We start from the raw sequence: 13,166 nt of genomic DNA on the forward strand, positions 1-13,166 counted from the left end.
CATCTTTGGGGTGTGGAAATTTGATACGCAAACCATACCGCCAGGAATCGGACAACTATTTGTCATATTTCTTTTTCATCAGACAAATTTTTTCTTTCAGGGCATTCCGCAGGGTTAACGGCTCAATGACTTCCAGACCGTCAGCAAATGAAAGAAGATAGCCTGTAAGCCATTCATTTATGGGCATTGGCTCCTCTATCAGGAACGTACCGTCTGGCTGAGGGTAAATGTTCTGATCCGGAAATTCGTCGAAAACTCTGAAGGCGTGTTCAGCTTTCACGCGAAGGACTACCCGCTGCAAGTCATAGCTGGTTGAATAGTCCGGGGTTGCCATAGGGTCAGCCTGCATGACGCGCTCAAATATTTCATCCGTTACACGCAAATTGCGGATGCGTGAAGCCCGCAGTATCATTTCACGGTTCTTTTTTCGGTCAAAAACACAGACATACCAAGCCCGTTCCCGGAATAACAGGCATAAAGGTTCCGCACATCTTTCTGAAATACGATTTTCAGAACTGAAATATGTGAACGTGATAACCTTTTTACCAAGAATTGCGCCTTTCAGCCGGTCGAATTTTTCTTTGCCAAAGCCCGAAGCGCACCAGGAGGAAAAATCCACGCGCAACCAGCTGTCTTCCATTTTCTTTCTGAAAAGGGCGGCGAATTTGTTGAAAGAGTCGTTAGCGTCAGCGTATCCCGTTCCCTGTAGAGCTTGCAGCCCATGCAAGATATCCGTCTGCTCCTGTTCAGTCATAAAAGTCTTGTCGAGTGTGAATTCCTTGAGCAATCCCACCCCACCGCCATATCCCCGGCTGGAACATATCGGAATACCCGCCAAACTTAGGGCATCCAAATCCCTTTGGATAGTTCTTACGGATACGGAACAATATTCCGCCAATTCTTTAGCAGTTGTATAAGAGCCATTCATTAATAAAAAAATTATTTTGAAAAGGCGTTCAACTTGCATAAGATACTACTCTTGCAATATGTCCCTGTATTGGGACTGTGTATTTATTCCAGTCTCTCGTGCAGTCAGACTTCAATTCACCGTAGGCCCAAAGATGATGTCTTTTGCGGGGAAAGCTCCCGTTTAATTTCAGCAGCCTCGAGGGTGAATCTTTGAATCTGCTTCGGGGTAGGCCGAACGACGGTAATGTGATGTCTCCCGCCGTTTCAAAAGCATAACCGACAACGTGCCCATCAGGAACGGGATGGGATTACCTGCACATCACGTCTTTTCTGTACCCGGATCCGCCTGCGGCGCTACAGGGGATGCTCCCTGTCGTAGCGCTCAATGCTGGCGATAAACGCTTCCTCCAGCGTGGGGTCGGTGAGGCCCGTGGCCGAGGCCTTGAGTTCGTCCGGCGTGCCCACGCTGATCATGGCTCCCCGGTAGATCAGGGCGATACGGTCGCAGTATTCGGCTTCTTCCATGAAGTGGGTGGTCACCAGCACGGCGGCCCCGGCCGAGGTCATGGCCAGGATGTGTTTCCAGAAGTCGCGCCGGGTGCGGGCGTCCACTCCGGAGGTGGGTTCGTCCAGAAAAAGCACCGGCGGTTCGTGCAGGGTGGCGCAGAGCAGCGCCAGGCGTTGCTTCAGGCCCAGCGGCAGGGCCCCGGTGCGGCTGCGCAGAAAATCCTTGAGCTCCAGGGCCTCGGCCAGCACGGGCAGCAGCTCGTCCCGGCGTTTTTTGTCCAGGCCGTAGAGATCCGCGAAAATGCTGATGTTGTCCTTCACCGCGATGTCGGGATAGAGCGAGAATTTCTGGGCCATATAGCCCAGGCGCGAACGCGCGGCGCTGCCCGCGCTGAGCAGATCCACGCCGTCCACCGCGCAGTCGCCCGAAGTGGGCCGGGACAGGCCGCAGAGCATGCGGAAAGTGGTGGACTTGCCCGCGCCGTTGGGCCCCAGCAGGCCGAAGATCTCACCGGCCCGCACCTCAAAGCTGATTTCATGCGCTGCCGTGAAGTCCCCGAATTTCTTGGTCAGCTTGCGGGCGGCGATGCGCGGCCGCGCCGCGTCCCCGGATTCGCGGGGGCCGTGGCCGTGATTCACGGCAATACGGCCGTAAGGCGAGGGCTTCTGGTTGATGCCGCCCACGGCGCTCATATAGGCGTCTTCCAGATCCGGGGGCGTGGGTTCCCCGCCCTGGGCCAGCACCTCCTCGCGCAGGGCGGCGGGCGCGTCGGCGGCCAGCACCAGACGCAGACGGCTGCCCTGGACCAGGGCATCCTCCACGCCGGGGCGCATGCTCCAGCGGGCCAGGGCCTCGCGGTGTCCCCCGCCGCGCTCCCGGCCCCGCTTGTCTGCGGCGCCGCGCAGCAGAAACACCCTGCCCTCGGCCCGTCGGGTCAGATCCTCCGGCGGCCCGGCAAAAAGCACCTTGCCCGCGTCCAGCATGATCACGCCGGGACAGCGCGCGGCCTCGTCCAGATAGGCGGTGGACCAGATCACGGTCATGCCGCCGTGGCTCAGTTCCTGCACCATGCTCCAGAGTTCACGACGCGACTGCGGGTCCACGCCCACGCCCGGCTCGTCCAGCAAAAGCAGGCGCGGCGAGCCCAGCAGGGCGCAGGCAATGCCCAGCTTCTGCTTCATGCCGCCGGAAAGCCGCCCGGCCAGCCGTTCGGTGAACGGTCCCAAAGAGGTAAAGCCCAGCAGCCTGGCAAAAAGTTCGTCCCGGGCCTGGCCCGTGAGCCCGCGCAGGCTGGCGTGCAGGCGCAGATTCGCCATGACCGTGAGATCTTCATACAGGCCGAAGCGCTGGGGCATGTAGCCGATGCTGTTGGGCTCGCGCCGGGCCAGCTCCATGGACGGGCAGCCGAACACCAGAGCCCGGCCGCCGGTGGGCTGCATCAGGCCGGCCAGAATGCGGATCAGGGTGGTCTTGCCCGCCGCGTCCGGCCCCACCAGTCCGGTGATCCGCCCGGCGGGAATACGCGCGTCGATGCCTTTGAGCGCTTCCACCGCCGTTGCGCCCTTGCCAAAACTCATGCCCAGATCTTCCAGGCGCACCGCGATGCCGGGCTCGTCCGGCCCCGGCTTTTCCGGCATGGCGGCCCCGACGGCGGGCCTCATGGCGTCACCGGCTCCAGGGTAATGGTCACGGGCATGCCCTGGCGCATGACGTTTTCCGGATCCTCAACCTGGACACGCAGACGGTAGACCAGAGCCGTGCGCACTTCGCGGGTTTCCACGGTCTTGGGGGTGAACTCGGCCGTGGGCGAAATAAAGCCCACCGTGCCGGAGAACGTCTTGCCCGGCGCGGCGTCCACGGCCACGCGCACGGACATGCCCGGCTTGACCCTGCCCAGATTGGGTTCGTCCACATAGGCCCGCAGCCAGACCGGATTGGTCAGGGTGAGGGTGTAGACGGTCTGTCCCGCCTGGACAATGGCCCCGGCCTCGCGGGCGCGGGTCAGAATAATGCCCTTCTGCGGCGCGGCGAGCACCGCGTCGCGCACCTGGATTTCCGCGTGGTTCAGTTCGGCGTCCGCGGCGGCCACGGCGGCGCGCTGGGCCAGCACGTCCTCCTCGCGGTAGCCGGAGGTAAGCATATCCAGCTGGTCCTGGGCCGAACGCAGCTTGGCCGCCGCCTCCCGCTCCGCCGCGCGGGCGTTGTCCAGTTCCTTCTGGGAAATGGCATTGGAGGCGCGCATGGCCGCGACGCGCTTCAGATTGATGCTCGCATTTTCCGCCACGGCGGTGGCTGCCACCACCGAGGCGCGGGCCTGAGCGATTTCCTCCACGCGGTAGCCGCGTTCCAGGCGGGCCAGATCGGCCTTCTGCCCGGCCAGTTTGGCGGCGGCCTGGTCCCGCTGCTGGCGCAGCAGATCATCGTCCAGCCGGGCCAGGGGCTGGCCCTCGCTCACCGCATCGCCTTCATCCACCAGCACCGCGGCGATACGCCCGCCCACGCGAAAGCCCAGATCCACCTGCCGGATATCCACATTGCCGTACAGGGTCAGATCGCCGCTCTGCCGCGCTCCGAACAGGTGCCAGGCCAGGAACCCGGCCCCGGTCAGAATGGCCAGAACGGCAATGACTTGTATTTTACGGGGAATATGCATGCCTTTTATCCCGGATAATATAATTAACGCTGCCGCCTTCCGTGCCCGGATGGCGGTATGGCGGGGCGTCGGCCCGCTTTTCCGAAATATAACGCCGGAAACAGGGAGCGTCCAGCCGCGCGCCCGGCTTCCGTCCTTGACAGCGCAAGCCGGGCATGCTGTGCTGCCCTCCATGATTCCTCTTTTCCGCGAAATTCGCCCCGTCTTCCGCCTGTTGGGCATGCTGCTGCTTCTGTCGGCCGCCGGACCGGCTTCAGCACAAGACTTCGGCTGGTTTGAACTGGACATCCCGCCGGACTGGCAGGCTGAAGAGCCCCGCCGACTGGGCGGAACCTGGGTGCTGAGCCTGCGCAACGCCGAGGCCGGTTCGCAGGTGAGCATTCTGGTGGGCAAAACCGCCGGGCCGCCGGACGCCGCCGACGTGGCCGGCCTGCTGCGCGCGGCCACGGGCGTGCCTGAACCCGCGCGCCGCCTGAAGGGGCGCTGGCTGTTCGCGGGCAAGGACGCCCAGGGCGTGGACACGGCCTGCGTCGTCAGCGCGGACCGCAAGGCCGGGCTCTATCTCGCCGTGCTGCGCTCCGGCGGGGCGGCCCCGGCAGAGGCCCTGCTGGCGGGCCTGCGCAGCAAAAAATATCCCGCCCTGCTGCCGCGCTGAACGGCATTCTCCCTCAAAAACAAAGAAAAGGCCGTGGAAAAAATCCACGGCCTTTGAGATTACTTTGGGAACAGGCTTACCAGCGGCGGGGCGCGGGACGCTTTTCAGCTTCGTTGACGCGCAGGGTGCGGCCTTCAAATTCCACGCCGTTGAGACCGGCGATGGCATTGCGGGCGTCGTCCTCTTCCATTTCCACAAAACCGAAGCCGCGCGGGCGACCGGTGACGCGGTCCATGATCAGATTCACGGACAGCGGCGTGCCGTACTGGGAGAAAAGATTCTCAAGGCCAGCCTGGGTGCTGGAAAAAGACAGATTACCGACATAGATAGAAGTAGCCATGGTAAAACTCCAAACGTTACGGGGATGTACACTTTCCGCTTGAAGCCTTACCCATGCAAAGTCTCTGGCAAAAAAGAAATACGTACGCCCAATCAATCAACGGCGGGAATATACATGCGGATGGAAAGCGGGTCAAGTCTTTTCTGTGATATGCTCTTTTTTTCACGGTCGGGCCGACCGACGGCGCAGGCAGTTGATGATGCCGTACAGGCTGATCACGAACCAGAAGGCCTCCACCAGAAAAGCGGACATATTGAAGGCGAAAAGCAGGGAAACGCCGATCAGCAGCGCGGCCAGCGCATTGAGCAGAGAATAGAGCGGCCGTGTACTGTCGATTTTGCCCATTTGCAGCAGCAGATAGGTTCCCAGCAACAGGACAAGGCCGATATTGCCGATAAAATCATGAAAGGCATAATGCATGACAACCTCGCGCTCCGCTCTCTCCTGTTCCGCCGGAACGCGGGGACGACAACCGCCCGCCGCGTTCCGGCGTCCGGAGGAGGGTTTACTTTATATTCCGTCCGTCGCGCAGGGCCTCAAGGAATTCCGGATGCAGGAAGTCCTCGGCCTTCTGTCGCGGCACCTCATTCTTGATACGGCCTTGTTCCAGCAGGAAGGCAGCCACATTTATGATATCCCCGGCCGATCGGCCCTTGTGGGCGCTGGTGCCCAGGAAAGCGGGACTCAGCTGCTCGTCCAGGCCGATGAGCCGGGTCCCGGCCATCATGCGCTCGGCGTCCTTCACGGAAATGCCGCCCAGCTCCTTGGCAATGATTTTTGCCGCCTCTTCCGGATGCTCCCGCCAGTACTCCATGGCCGCCAGTTCGCTTTTGATGAACTTCGTGACCAGTTCGGGATACTTCCGGGCAAATTCCGGCTGTACGCTGATCACATCCCAAGTCAGATGCCCCTTTTCGGCCATCTGCTCGCTGGTCAGCAGAATCTTGCCGCCGTTTTGCACCACCAGGCCGAGGCCGGGCTCCCAGATATAGGCGGCGTCGATGTCGCCCCGGATAAAGGGGGCCAGGGCTTCGCCGGGGGCCATGTCCATGATCTTGATCTTGCCCATGTCCACCCCGGCCTCGCGCAGGGCTTTGATCAGCAGATAGTGGGTGGTGGAGCCGAAGGGGGCCACCACGGTCTTGCCCTCCAGGTCCTTGAGACTGTTGATGTCCTTGCGCACCACCAGGGATTCCACCGCGCCCAGCACATTGGCGTTCATGATGCCCCAGTAGTTCATGCCTCCGGCCAGACCGATCGTGGCCGGGGGCAGGCCCACATTGCCGAAGTCGATGCTTTTGGAGGCCATGGCCGTGTTGACGTCCCGCCCGGAATTGAAGCGGAACCACTCCACGGGTACGCCCATTTCTTTCTCATGCAGTTGCAGGTACTTGGAAAGAAGCTGCCCGTTGACCAGGGAGAGATAGCCGATGCGCACCTTTTCCGGCTTGTCCGCCGCTTGAAGCGGCTGAGCGACCGACACAACGAACAGCGCCAGGAACGCCAGGCAAATGAATTTCTTCATGGCAGTACTCCCGATAGGTTTATGTACATGAATGTCCGCGTGACCTTTACAGACGGATTTTGTTTTTCGGCAGGGAAACAGGCGCTACTGCCGCTTCCAGCGCAGAAGATGCTTCGCCGCAAAGCGCAGGCAGGCGTCCAGGCCGATGCCGGTGACGCCCATGGTGATGATGCCCACAAAAATGATGTCCGACCGCATGAACTTGCTGGCGTCCCAGACCATCCAGCCGATGCCCTCCGTGGCGGCCACGATTTCGGCGGCCACCAGCACGGTGTAGGTAAAGCCCAGGCTGATGCGCATGGAGGTGATGATGGCCGGGGTGGTGGCGGGCAGAATGATCCTGCAGAAGACCTGCCGGCTGTCCGCGCCCAGGGAACGCGCGGCCTGGATCACCGAAGGGCTGACCTCCTTGACGCCTTCCACCGCGCCGATGGTCAGGGGCGGGATGGCCGCCAGGAAGAGCAGCAGAATCTTGGAAAATTCACCGATGCCGAACCAGAGCACCAGCAGGGTGTAATAGGCCAGAGGCGGCAGAGGACGGTAGAACTCAATGAGGTAGTCGAATACGGCCCGCACCTTGGAACTCAGGCCCATGGCCAGGCCCAGGGGGATGGCGACCACGCAGGCGGCCAGCCAGCCCAGCAGCACCCGGCCCAGGCTGACCATGCAGTGGTAGAAAAGCCCCCGGCCATGGTAGCCCTGGAAAATGGTTTCCTCAAAGCCCTGCCAGACATCATAGGGCGAGGGGATGAAAATTTTGGGCACAACGCCCCGGCGGGTCACTTCATACCAGGCCAGAAAAATAATCAGCAGGGTCGCCAGGGTGATCCAGTTTTCCACCCTGAACTTGAAACGCGTGCCGCTCATAACTACCTCCGCAACGCCGCAGATTGTCAGATTTTGCCGTCCGGGCAGGCGGCGCGCCAAGCCCGGAGCGGACAGATTGCAACCGCCCTTCCCCGGGGCTCAGCGCCCGCCGGGAACATGCTCGAAGGATTTCAGCGCCTCGGACTCCAACACCTCAAAGGCTTCGCCTTGGATCTCCGCGAATTCCGGGCAGGTCTGGTGCTCCACCAGGCGCGGCCGGGGCAGATCCACGCGCATTTCTTTCTTGATGGCCGTGGGCATGGTGGACAAGAGATAGAGCACGTCGCCCATGAACACGGCCTCATCCAGCTCCGAGGTGATCAGCAGCATGCTGATGCGCGTGCTTTCAAAAACCCGCAGAAAATATTCCTGCATCATGCCTCTGGTCATGGCGTCCAGGCCCCGGAACGGCTCGTCCATGAGCAAAATCCTGGGCTCGTTGATCAGGGCCCGGATCAGCTCGGCCCGGCGCTGCATGCCGCCGGAAAGCTGGCCCGGGAACTTGCCCTCAAAGCCGTCCAGACCGGTAAGGTGAATAAGCTCCCTGGCCTTTTCCCCGGCTTCTTTCAGGTTTTTGCCCTGAATACGCGGGCCGAACAGGGTATTGTCCCAGAGGGTCATCCACTGGAAGAGCGTATTTTCCTGAAAGACGACCAGGCGGTCCGGGCTGGGCCCGCTGACCGGCTGCCCGTCGAAGAGGCAGGAGCCGCTCTGCGGCGCGAGATAACCGGCCAGTACGGACATGATGGTGGTTTTGCCGCAGCCCGACGGGCCGCAGATGCAGGTGAAGTTTCCCTCTTCCATGCTGAAGGACAGATCGTCCAGAATTTTCGTATCGCCGAAGCTGACGCTGACATGGTCAACCCGCATGATGGCCGGCGTCGCCGCCGCCTGAGCCGCATCCGACATGGCTTTTCCTCCGCTTGCTCCCGCAGGTTACGCGCCCTCGCGCTCGCCGCGCTCAAAGGATTTCCGGGCTTCCTCCCGCACCGCTTCGATAGTCTGGCGTTTGTAATCGAGAAATTCCGGCATCTTCTTGGTGCCGAAAGTACGCGGCCGGGGCAGATCCACATGAATCCATTTTTTGAAACGGCCCGGCCGGGTGGTCATGATGCCCACCTTGTCCGAGAGATAGATGGCCTCATCCAGGTCATGAGTGATGAAAAGCACGGTCTTGTGCACCCTGTCGAACATATCCAGCAGGAACTGGTGCATCACTGATTTGGTGATGGCGTCCATGGCCCGGTAGGGCTCGTCCAGCAGCAGGGTCTTGGGTTCATTGATCAGGGCCCGCAGAATTTCCACGCGCCGCTTCATGCCCGATGAAATGCGGATGGGGTAGGCGTCCTCATAGCCTTTCAGCCCGGCCATGCGGATCAGCTCCATGGCCCGCGCTTTGGCCTGGGCCTCACTCATGGCGCCGGTGGACAGCGGGCCGAACATGATGTTCTGCCGCACTGTCATCCAGTCGAACAGGGCCCCCGCCTGAAAGACCACCACCCGGTCCGGGCCGGGCCGGGGCGTCCGGCCCGGACCGGCAATGACCTGGCCGTCCATGCGGATCTCGCCCCTGGAGATGTCCTCGAAACCGGCGGTCATGTTCAGCAGCGTGGTTTTGCCGCAACCCGAAGGCCCCACAATGGCTACAAATTCCCCGGCCCGGATCTCAAAATTGCAATTGTCCACCGCGAGCACATTGACCCCCTCGGGATCGTAGATCTTGCTCGCATTGATGATCTCCAGATGTCCTTCCTTAGTGTCCACGGCATTCCCCCTGATGGTTCAGGCACGGCCGGGTCTGGGCCCGGACGGAATATGGCGGGAAGAGGATCGTGCGGAAACCGCCGCGCGGGCGGCGCCGCCCAGGCGCTCCCTCCGGCGTCCGCGCCGCTGCGCGGCGGAACCGGCGGAGGGAGCGCCGACAGGTTCTAGACCTTTTTGGGCTTCAGGCGATACTGATACAGCTTTTCGTAGTACGGCAGGCAATGCTCGTAGAGCATTTTGAGCATGGGCAGATCCTCGAAGATGGCGTCCACCACCTTGTCATCGTAGAGGAAGGCCTCCATGTTCTTCTGGATGCCGGTGCTGCCGCTCACATCGTGGTAAAAATCCTTGCAGTGGTCGTATTCGGGACGCCATTCCGGGGCCCAGCGCAGGGTTTCGGGCTTGAATTCCAGGCCCACGGCCTCGCACCAGGCGGCCATGATGCCCGCCGGATCGTTCTGGAAGTCGTCGCCGTCAATGACCAGCGGGGTTTTGCCGTTATCCAGGGCATGCAGGCCCAGCTCACTGAGCCGGTTGAAGACCCTGTCCGAGGCTAGAGGCCCTATGTCCTCAATACGCATGGAGCGTTGCGAGCCGATGACCTTCCAGAAAGACAGAACCACATACTTGGGGTTGCGGATCTGGAACATGTGGGTGCAGCGGCGCAGATAATTTTCGTCGGCCAGGTAGTTGTCGATGGCGTGGTAGGGGCATTCCTTGATGAAGGTGGGCGTCTGTTCCGCGATGCCGTAGATCTTCCGGATGATTTCCTCATAGACCACGGGCCAGCCCTCATAGTCCTGATGCGACTGCACGCCGGGCTCGTTTCTGTTGCGCCAGTACAAAGGCAGAGTGGGTTCAAAAATAGTGTGGAAATCCCCCCGGTTGGTGATGGCCCGCATAAAGACCGTGGTGAGCGAGCGCGGGTACATCCAATTGACGATGATTCTGTTCATGCCAGCCTCCTGAAGTTTCCTGTAAATACGAGCTCCGGAATCAGGCGGGCGAATAAAAATCCGGACCGATGCCGCCAGCCGGGCTCTGCACGGGGAAGAGCAAGGAGCATGCCAGGAGCATGGCCTGAAACTGAAAAATTATTCAGTTATTTTAGCTGATTATAAAATAAAGATAAAAAGCGCGGCATCAATGTTTGTGCGGCTGTAGCAAGTCGCACACTACTGGTGCAACAAAAGTGTGCGAATGCTACAGTTCTTCGCCCGGCCGCTCCAGACCATGGCGGAGCAGGCGGCGGTAGAGGGTCCAGCGACTGACACCCAGCAGTCGGGCGCTCTTGCTGATATTCCAGGCGGCTTTTTCCAGCGCGGCCAGGAGGCGCTGTTTTTCATCGGCGGGCACCGCCGCGACCGCTTCCTCCCGCTGGACCGGGCGCGCGGCGGCTTCCAGGGCGATATGCTCGGGCCGGATCATTTCCCCGCCGCAGAGCACAAAGGCCCGCTCAATGACGTGTTCCAGTTCGCGCACATTGCCCGGCCAGGGATGGCCCATGAAGATCTCCATGACCTCCGTGGACACCCCGGTAATGGACTTGGCATACTGGCCGTTGAATTTGAGGCGGAAATGCTCCGCCAGCAGGGGAATGTCCTCCACCCGCTCGCGCAACGGCGGAATGCGGATGTTCATGACGTTGAGCCGGTAATAGAGATCCTCGCGGAAGGTTCCCTCGGCAATGGCTTTTTTGAGATCGCGGTGGGTGGCGGCCAGAACGCGCACATCCACCTTGCGGGGCGTGGTTTCGCCCACGCGTTCGATCTCCTTTTCTTCCAACACCCGCAGCAGCTTGAGCTGGATCAGCGGCGAAATGTCGCCGATTTCGTCCAGCAGAATGGTGCCGCCGTGGGCAGCCTCAAAACGACCCACGCTCTCCCGGTCCGCGCCGGTAAAAGCCCCTTTGGCATGGCCGAACAATTCGCTTTCCAGCAGGCTTTCGGCCAGGGCCGAGCAGTTGACCCGGATAAAGGGCCGCCCGGCCCGCCGCCCGCCGTAATGCAGGGCGTGGGCGATTTTCTCCTTGCCGGTGCCCGATTCGCCGGTGATCAACACCGTGGTGTTCATGTCCGCCAGCGTGTGCAGCAAATCATAGACCTTCTGCATTTTCTCGCTTTGGCCGATGATGCCCTGGTAGTTGCGTCGTTCGCGCAGGACGTTTTCCAGACGAGCCAGGCGGGTGATGTCGCGGATGACCAGAACCCCGCCCAGAAAGCCGCCTTCGCCGTTGAGCAGGGGGGAACAGTTGACCGCCGCCATCTGTTCCCTGCCTCCGCCCCGGAAACAGCAGATCTGCGAGTCGCGCAGGCTGCGCTGTGTCTCCAGGGTTTCCTTGAGCAAGGCGAGACAGGCCCTGGTGCAGTCCCTGGCGCAGAGATCAAAGCGCTTGCCCGCCGCGATATTCTTGTGGCAGATGCCGGCGGCCGCGCGGTTGGCGGTGATGATGCGCAGGGAGGCGTCCACCGTGATGATGGCGTCCTGCACGCTGCCGAAAATGGATTCCAGCAGATTTTTATTTTCGACGAGCTCACGTTCGTAAATCTTGTTTTCAATGGCCCGCGACAGGATCTGGGCCGCCGTGGTCAGAATGTAGAGGTCGGAATCGTGCCACTGGCGGTGGAATCTGTGTTCGTCAAAGCCGATGAAGCCGTACATGCTTCCGTAGACGAAAAGCGGCACGTTCAGGGTGGATTTCACCCCTGAGGCGAGCAGATGGTCCCTGTAGTTTTTGAAGGGCATGGTCGCCGTATCGGGATAATTGAGCACCGTGCCGGAGGTCAGCTCCCCGGCGGCGTCGGGAATGTGCAGCACAATGCCCCCGGAACCGCGCCTGACGCCCAGTTCCGGGTCGTCCCAGCCGCAGCGGCAGGCGAAGGTGCGGTCTTCATGCTGATAGCCGAACATGAACACGCGGCTGACATGCAGCGTTACACCCATGCGCTGTAAGGCCCGTTGCAGAAAGGCGTCCATATCATTGACGCGCACGGCCATTTCAGAAATCTCGGCAAGCATTTTTTCATAGGAAATACGCTTTTCCAACATTTCTTTACTGTGCATGGCTCACCCCGTTCGCAGCGCGCTGCGTGAAACCATCTTTATATATAGAATAATAATTATGTAAATAATACAATTAAAGAGATACAGAGGTCAAATCCAGCGCCACGCACAGAGCGTTTTGATATTGAAAATATCTCAACGCGCTGTGCGGATTTTCCGTGAAAAGCCGTACCGCGAAATTATCGCAAGGCGAATTTACTTCGCCGTTAAGCGATAATTTCAAGCGCAAACCGCTCTAACGCCGCACACGGTGCGGCACGCCGCGAAGACCGACCCGAAGGGCTGTCCCCGTTGGCGACAACAGAGCCATACGGGGATCGACAGCAACGATAACCACGTTTTTCGCCCGAATGTTAACTTTGAAATTTGTAAAATTTCAAAGTTAATCTGCTCTAGTCCGCGCGACAATCAAAACCACCCGCATAGCGGGTGGTTTGCTCCAGCCCTATAAGGGCTTGTTACCGGCCAGCGTCTAAAGGCGCTGGCTTTCACTTTGTTCAAGCCCAGTGCCCTTGCCGCTTTGGCTTACCCCTGGAAGGGGTTTTGGTATTCTCGGGTACTTACTCGATCTTGCAGAATATCATGCTTCTCTTGCTGCTGAATGTATTTTTTGACCGTTACCTCATTGAGTCCTACCGTACTGACGAAATATCCTTCCGCCAAGAATTTCCTATTGCCAAATTTGTACTTCAGGTTTGCATGCTTATCGAAAATCATCAATGAGCTTTTTCCTTTCAGGTACCCCATGAAACTTGATACACTGATTTTTGGAGGAATACTCACCAGCATGTGCACATGATCCGGCATGAGATGGCCCTCGATAATTTCAACACCTTTATATTTGCATAAGTCCTTAAGAATTTCTCCGATACTTTCTCGAAT

Annotated in this window: 13 protein-coding genes; 1 reads left to right on the plus strand and 12 read right to left on the minus strand. The window is 59.9% G+C overall.

The genetic code is table 11. The annotated features are described in order from the left end of the window. Positions 1 to 55: 55 nt before the first annotated feature. The 3 genes from HMPREF1022_RS15100 to hlyD all read right to left on the minus strand — a co-directional run bounded on the left by HMPREF1022_RS15100 (position 56) and on the right by hlyD (position 4,070). Positions 56 to 967, minus strand: coding sequence for a helix-turn-helix transcriptional regulator (locus HMPREF1022_RS15100; RefSeq protein ID WP_009303833.1), 912 nt, complete (start codon positions 965 to 967; stop codon positions 56 to 58). A gap of 296 nt (positions 968 to 1,263) precedes the next feature. After that, positions 1,264 to 3,078: an ATP-binding cassette domain-containing protein gene (locus HMPREF1022_RS15105; protein WP_009303834.1), complete on the minus strand. Its 1,815-nt coding sequence runs from the start codon at positions 3,076 to 3,078 to the stop codon at positions 1,264 to 1,266. Beyond that, positions 3,075 to 4,070: a secretion protein HlyD gene (hlyD, locus tag HMPREF1022_RS15110; protein ID WP_009303835.1), complete on the minus strand. Its 996-nt coding sequence runs from the start codon at positions 4,068 to 4,070 to the stop codon at positions 3,075 to 3,077. Before hlyD ends, HMPREF1022_RS15105 begins: the two co-directional genes overlap by 4 nt. A 172-nt stretch (positions 4,071 to 4,242) precedes the next feature. Here hlyD and HMPREF1022_RS15115 point away from each other — a divergent pair, with 172 nt between their 5' ends. After that, positions 4,243 to 4,725 (plus strand): hypothetical protein, encoded by a 483-nt coding sequence (locus tag HMPREF1022_RS15115; protein ID WP_009303837.1) that lies wholly within the window; start codon positions 4,243 to 4,245, stop codon positions 4,723 to 4,725. Positions 4,726 to 4,801: 76 nt separating this feature from the next. On the opposite strand, the gene HMPREF1022_RS15120 is transcribed toward HMPREF1022_RS15115, so the two are convergent. The 9 genes from HMPREF1022_RS15120 to tnpA form a co-directional block, all read right to left on the minus strand. After that, the gene (locus HMPREF1022_RS15120; protein WP_008686059.1) at positions 4,802 to 5,065 is read right to left on the minus strand and encodes an RNA recognition motif domain-containing protein; all 264 of its coding nucleotides are present in this window, start codon (positions 5,063 to 5,065) and stop codon (positions 4,802 to 4,804) included. A 162-nt stretch (positions 5,066 to 5,227) separates the two neighbouring features. Then, a complete protein-coding gene (locus tag HMPREF1022_RS15125) occupies positions 5,228 to 5,485 on the minus strand; it encodes a CBU_0592 family membrane protein (RefSeq protein ID WP_008686060.1) in 258 nt (85 codons plus the stop codon). A gap of 85 nt (positions 5,486 to 5,570) precedes the next feature. Continuing rightward, complete coding sequence (locus HMPREF1022_RS15130) at positions 5,571 to 6,590, minus strand: ABC transporter substrate-binding protein (RefSeq protein WP_009303838.1); 1,020 nt, start codon at positions 6,588 to 6,590, stop codon at positions 5,571 to 5,573. An 84-nt stretch (positions 6,591 to 6,674) separates the two neighbouring features. Next, positions 6,675 to 7,457: an ABC transporter permease gene (locus tag HMPREF1022_RS15135; RefSeq protein WP_008686062.1), complete on the minus strand. Its 783-nt coding sequence runs from the start codon at positions 7,455 to 7,457 to the stop codon at positions 6,675 to 6,677. A 99-nt stretch (positions 7,458 to 7,556) separates the two neighbouring features. Further along, positions 7,557 to 8,366, minus strand: coding sequence for an ABC transporter ATP-binding protein (locus HMPREF1022_RS15140; protein WP_008686063.1), 810 nt, complete (start codon positions 8,364 to 8,366; stop codon positions 7,557 to 7,559). 27 nt (positions 8,367 to 8,393) lie between these two features. Continuing rightward, the gene (locus tag HMPREF1022_RS15145) at positions 8,394 to 9,221 is read right to left on the minus strand and encodes an ABC transporter ATP-binding protein (protein ID WP_009303839.1); all 828 of its coding nucleotides are present in this window, start codon (positions 9,219 to 9,221) and stop codon (positions 8,394 to 8,396) included. A gap of 164 nt (positions 9,222 to 9,385) precedes the next feature. Further along, positions 9,386 to 10,177 carry a hypothetical protein gene (locus HMPREF1022_RS15150; protein ID WP_009303840.1) on the minus strand — a complete coding sequence of 264 codons (792 nt, stop codon included), beginning with the start codon at positions 10,175 to 10,177 and terminating at the stop codon, positions 9,386 to 9,388. Between the two features lie 247 nt (positions 10,178 to 10,424). Further along, complete coding sequence (locus HMPREF1022_RS15155; RefSeq protein ID WP_009303841.1) at positions 10,425 to 12,284, minus strand: sigma-54-dependent Fis family transcriptional regulator; 1,860 nt, start codon at positions 12,282 to 12,284, stop codon at positions 10,425 to 10,427. 525 nt (positions 12,285 to 12,809) lie between these two features. Beyond that, the coding region (tnpA, locus tag HMPREF1022_RS15160; RefSeq protein ID WP_035062084.1) for an IS200/IS605 family transposase at positions 12,810 to 13,166 on the minus strand (357 nt) is incomplete at its 5' end.

The sequence above is a fragment of the Desulfovibrio sp. 6_1_46AFAA genome (genome assembly GCF_000224635.1).
GTDB lineage: Bacteria > Desulfobacterota > Desulfovibrionia > Desulfovibrionales > Desulfovibrionaceae > Desulfovibrio > Desulfovibrio fairfieldensis.

Bases quoted from the DNA above. Each gene is read 5' to 3' on its own strand.
- HMPREF1022_RS15150 (WP_009303840.1), bottom strand. From the start codon at position 10,177: ATGAACAGAATCATCGTCAATTGGATGTACCCGCGCTCGCTCACCACG.
- hlyD (WP_009303835.1), bottom strand. From the start codon at position 4,070: ATGCATATTCCCCGTAAAATACAAGTCATTGCCGTTCTGGCCATTCTG.
- HMPREF1022_RS15115 (WP_009303837.1), top strand. From the start codon at position 4,243: ATGATTCCTCTTTTCCGCGAAATTCGCCCCGTCTTCCGCCTGTTGGGC.
- HMPREF1022_RS15120 (WP_008686059.1), bottom strand. From the start codon at position 5,065: ATGGCTACTTCTATCTATGTCGGTAATCTGTCTTTTTCCAGCACCCAG.
- HMPREF1022_RS15155 (WP_009303841.1), bottom strand. From the start codon at position 12,284: ATGCACAGTAAAGAAATGTTGGAAAAGCGTATTTCCTATGAAAAAATG.
- HMPREF1022_RS15100 (WP_009303833.1), bottom strand. From the start codon at position 967: ATGCAAGTTGAACGCCTTTTCAAAATAATTTTTTTATTAATGAATGGC.
- HMPREF1022_RS15105 (WP_009303834.1), bottom strand. From the start codon at position 3,078: ATGAGGCCCGCCGTCGGGGCCGCCATGCCGGAAAAGCCGGGGCCGGAC.
- HMPREF1022_RS15140 (WP_008686063.1), bottom strand. From the start codon at position 8,366: ATGTCGGATGCGGCTCAGGCGGCGGCGACGCCGGCCATCATGCGGGTT.
- HMPREF1022_RS15135 (WP_008686062.1), bottom strand. From the start codon at position 7,457: ATGAGCGGCACGCGTTTCAAGTTCAGGGTGGAAAACTGGATCACCCTG.
- HMPREF1022_RS15125 (WP_008686060.1), bottom strand. From the start codon at position 5,485: ATGCATTATGCCTTTCATGATTTTATCGGCAATATCGGCCTTGTCCTG.
- HMPREF1022_RS15130 (WP_009303838.1), bottom strand. From the start codon at position 6,590: ATGAAGAAATTCATTTGCCTGGCGTTCCTGGCGCTGTTCGTTGTGTCG.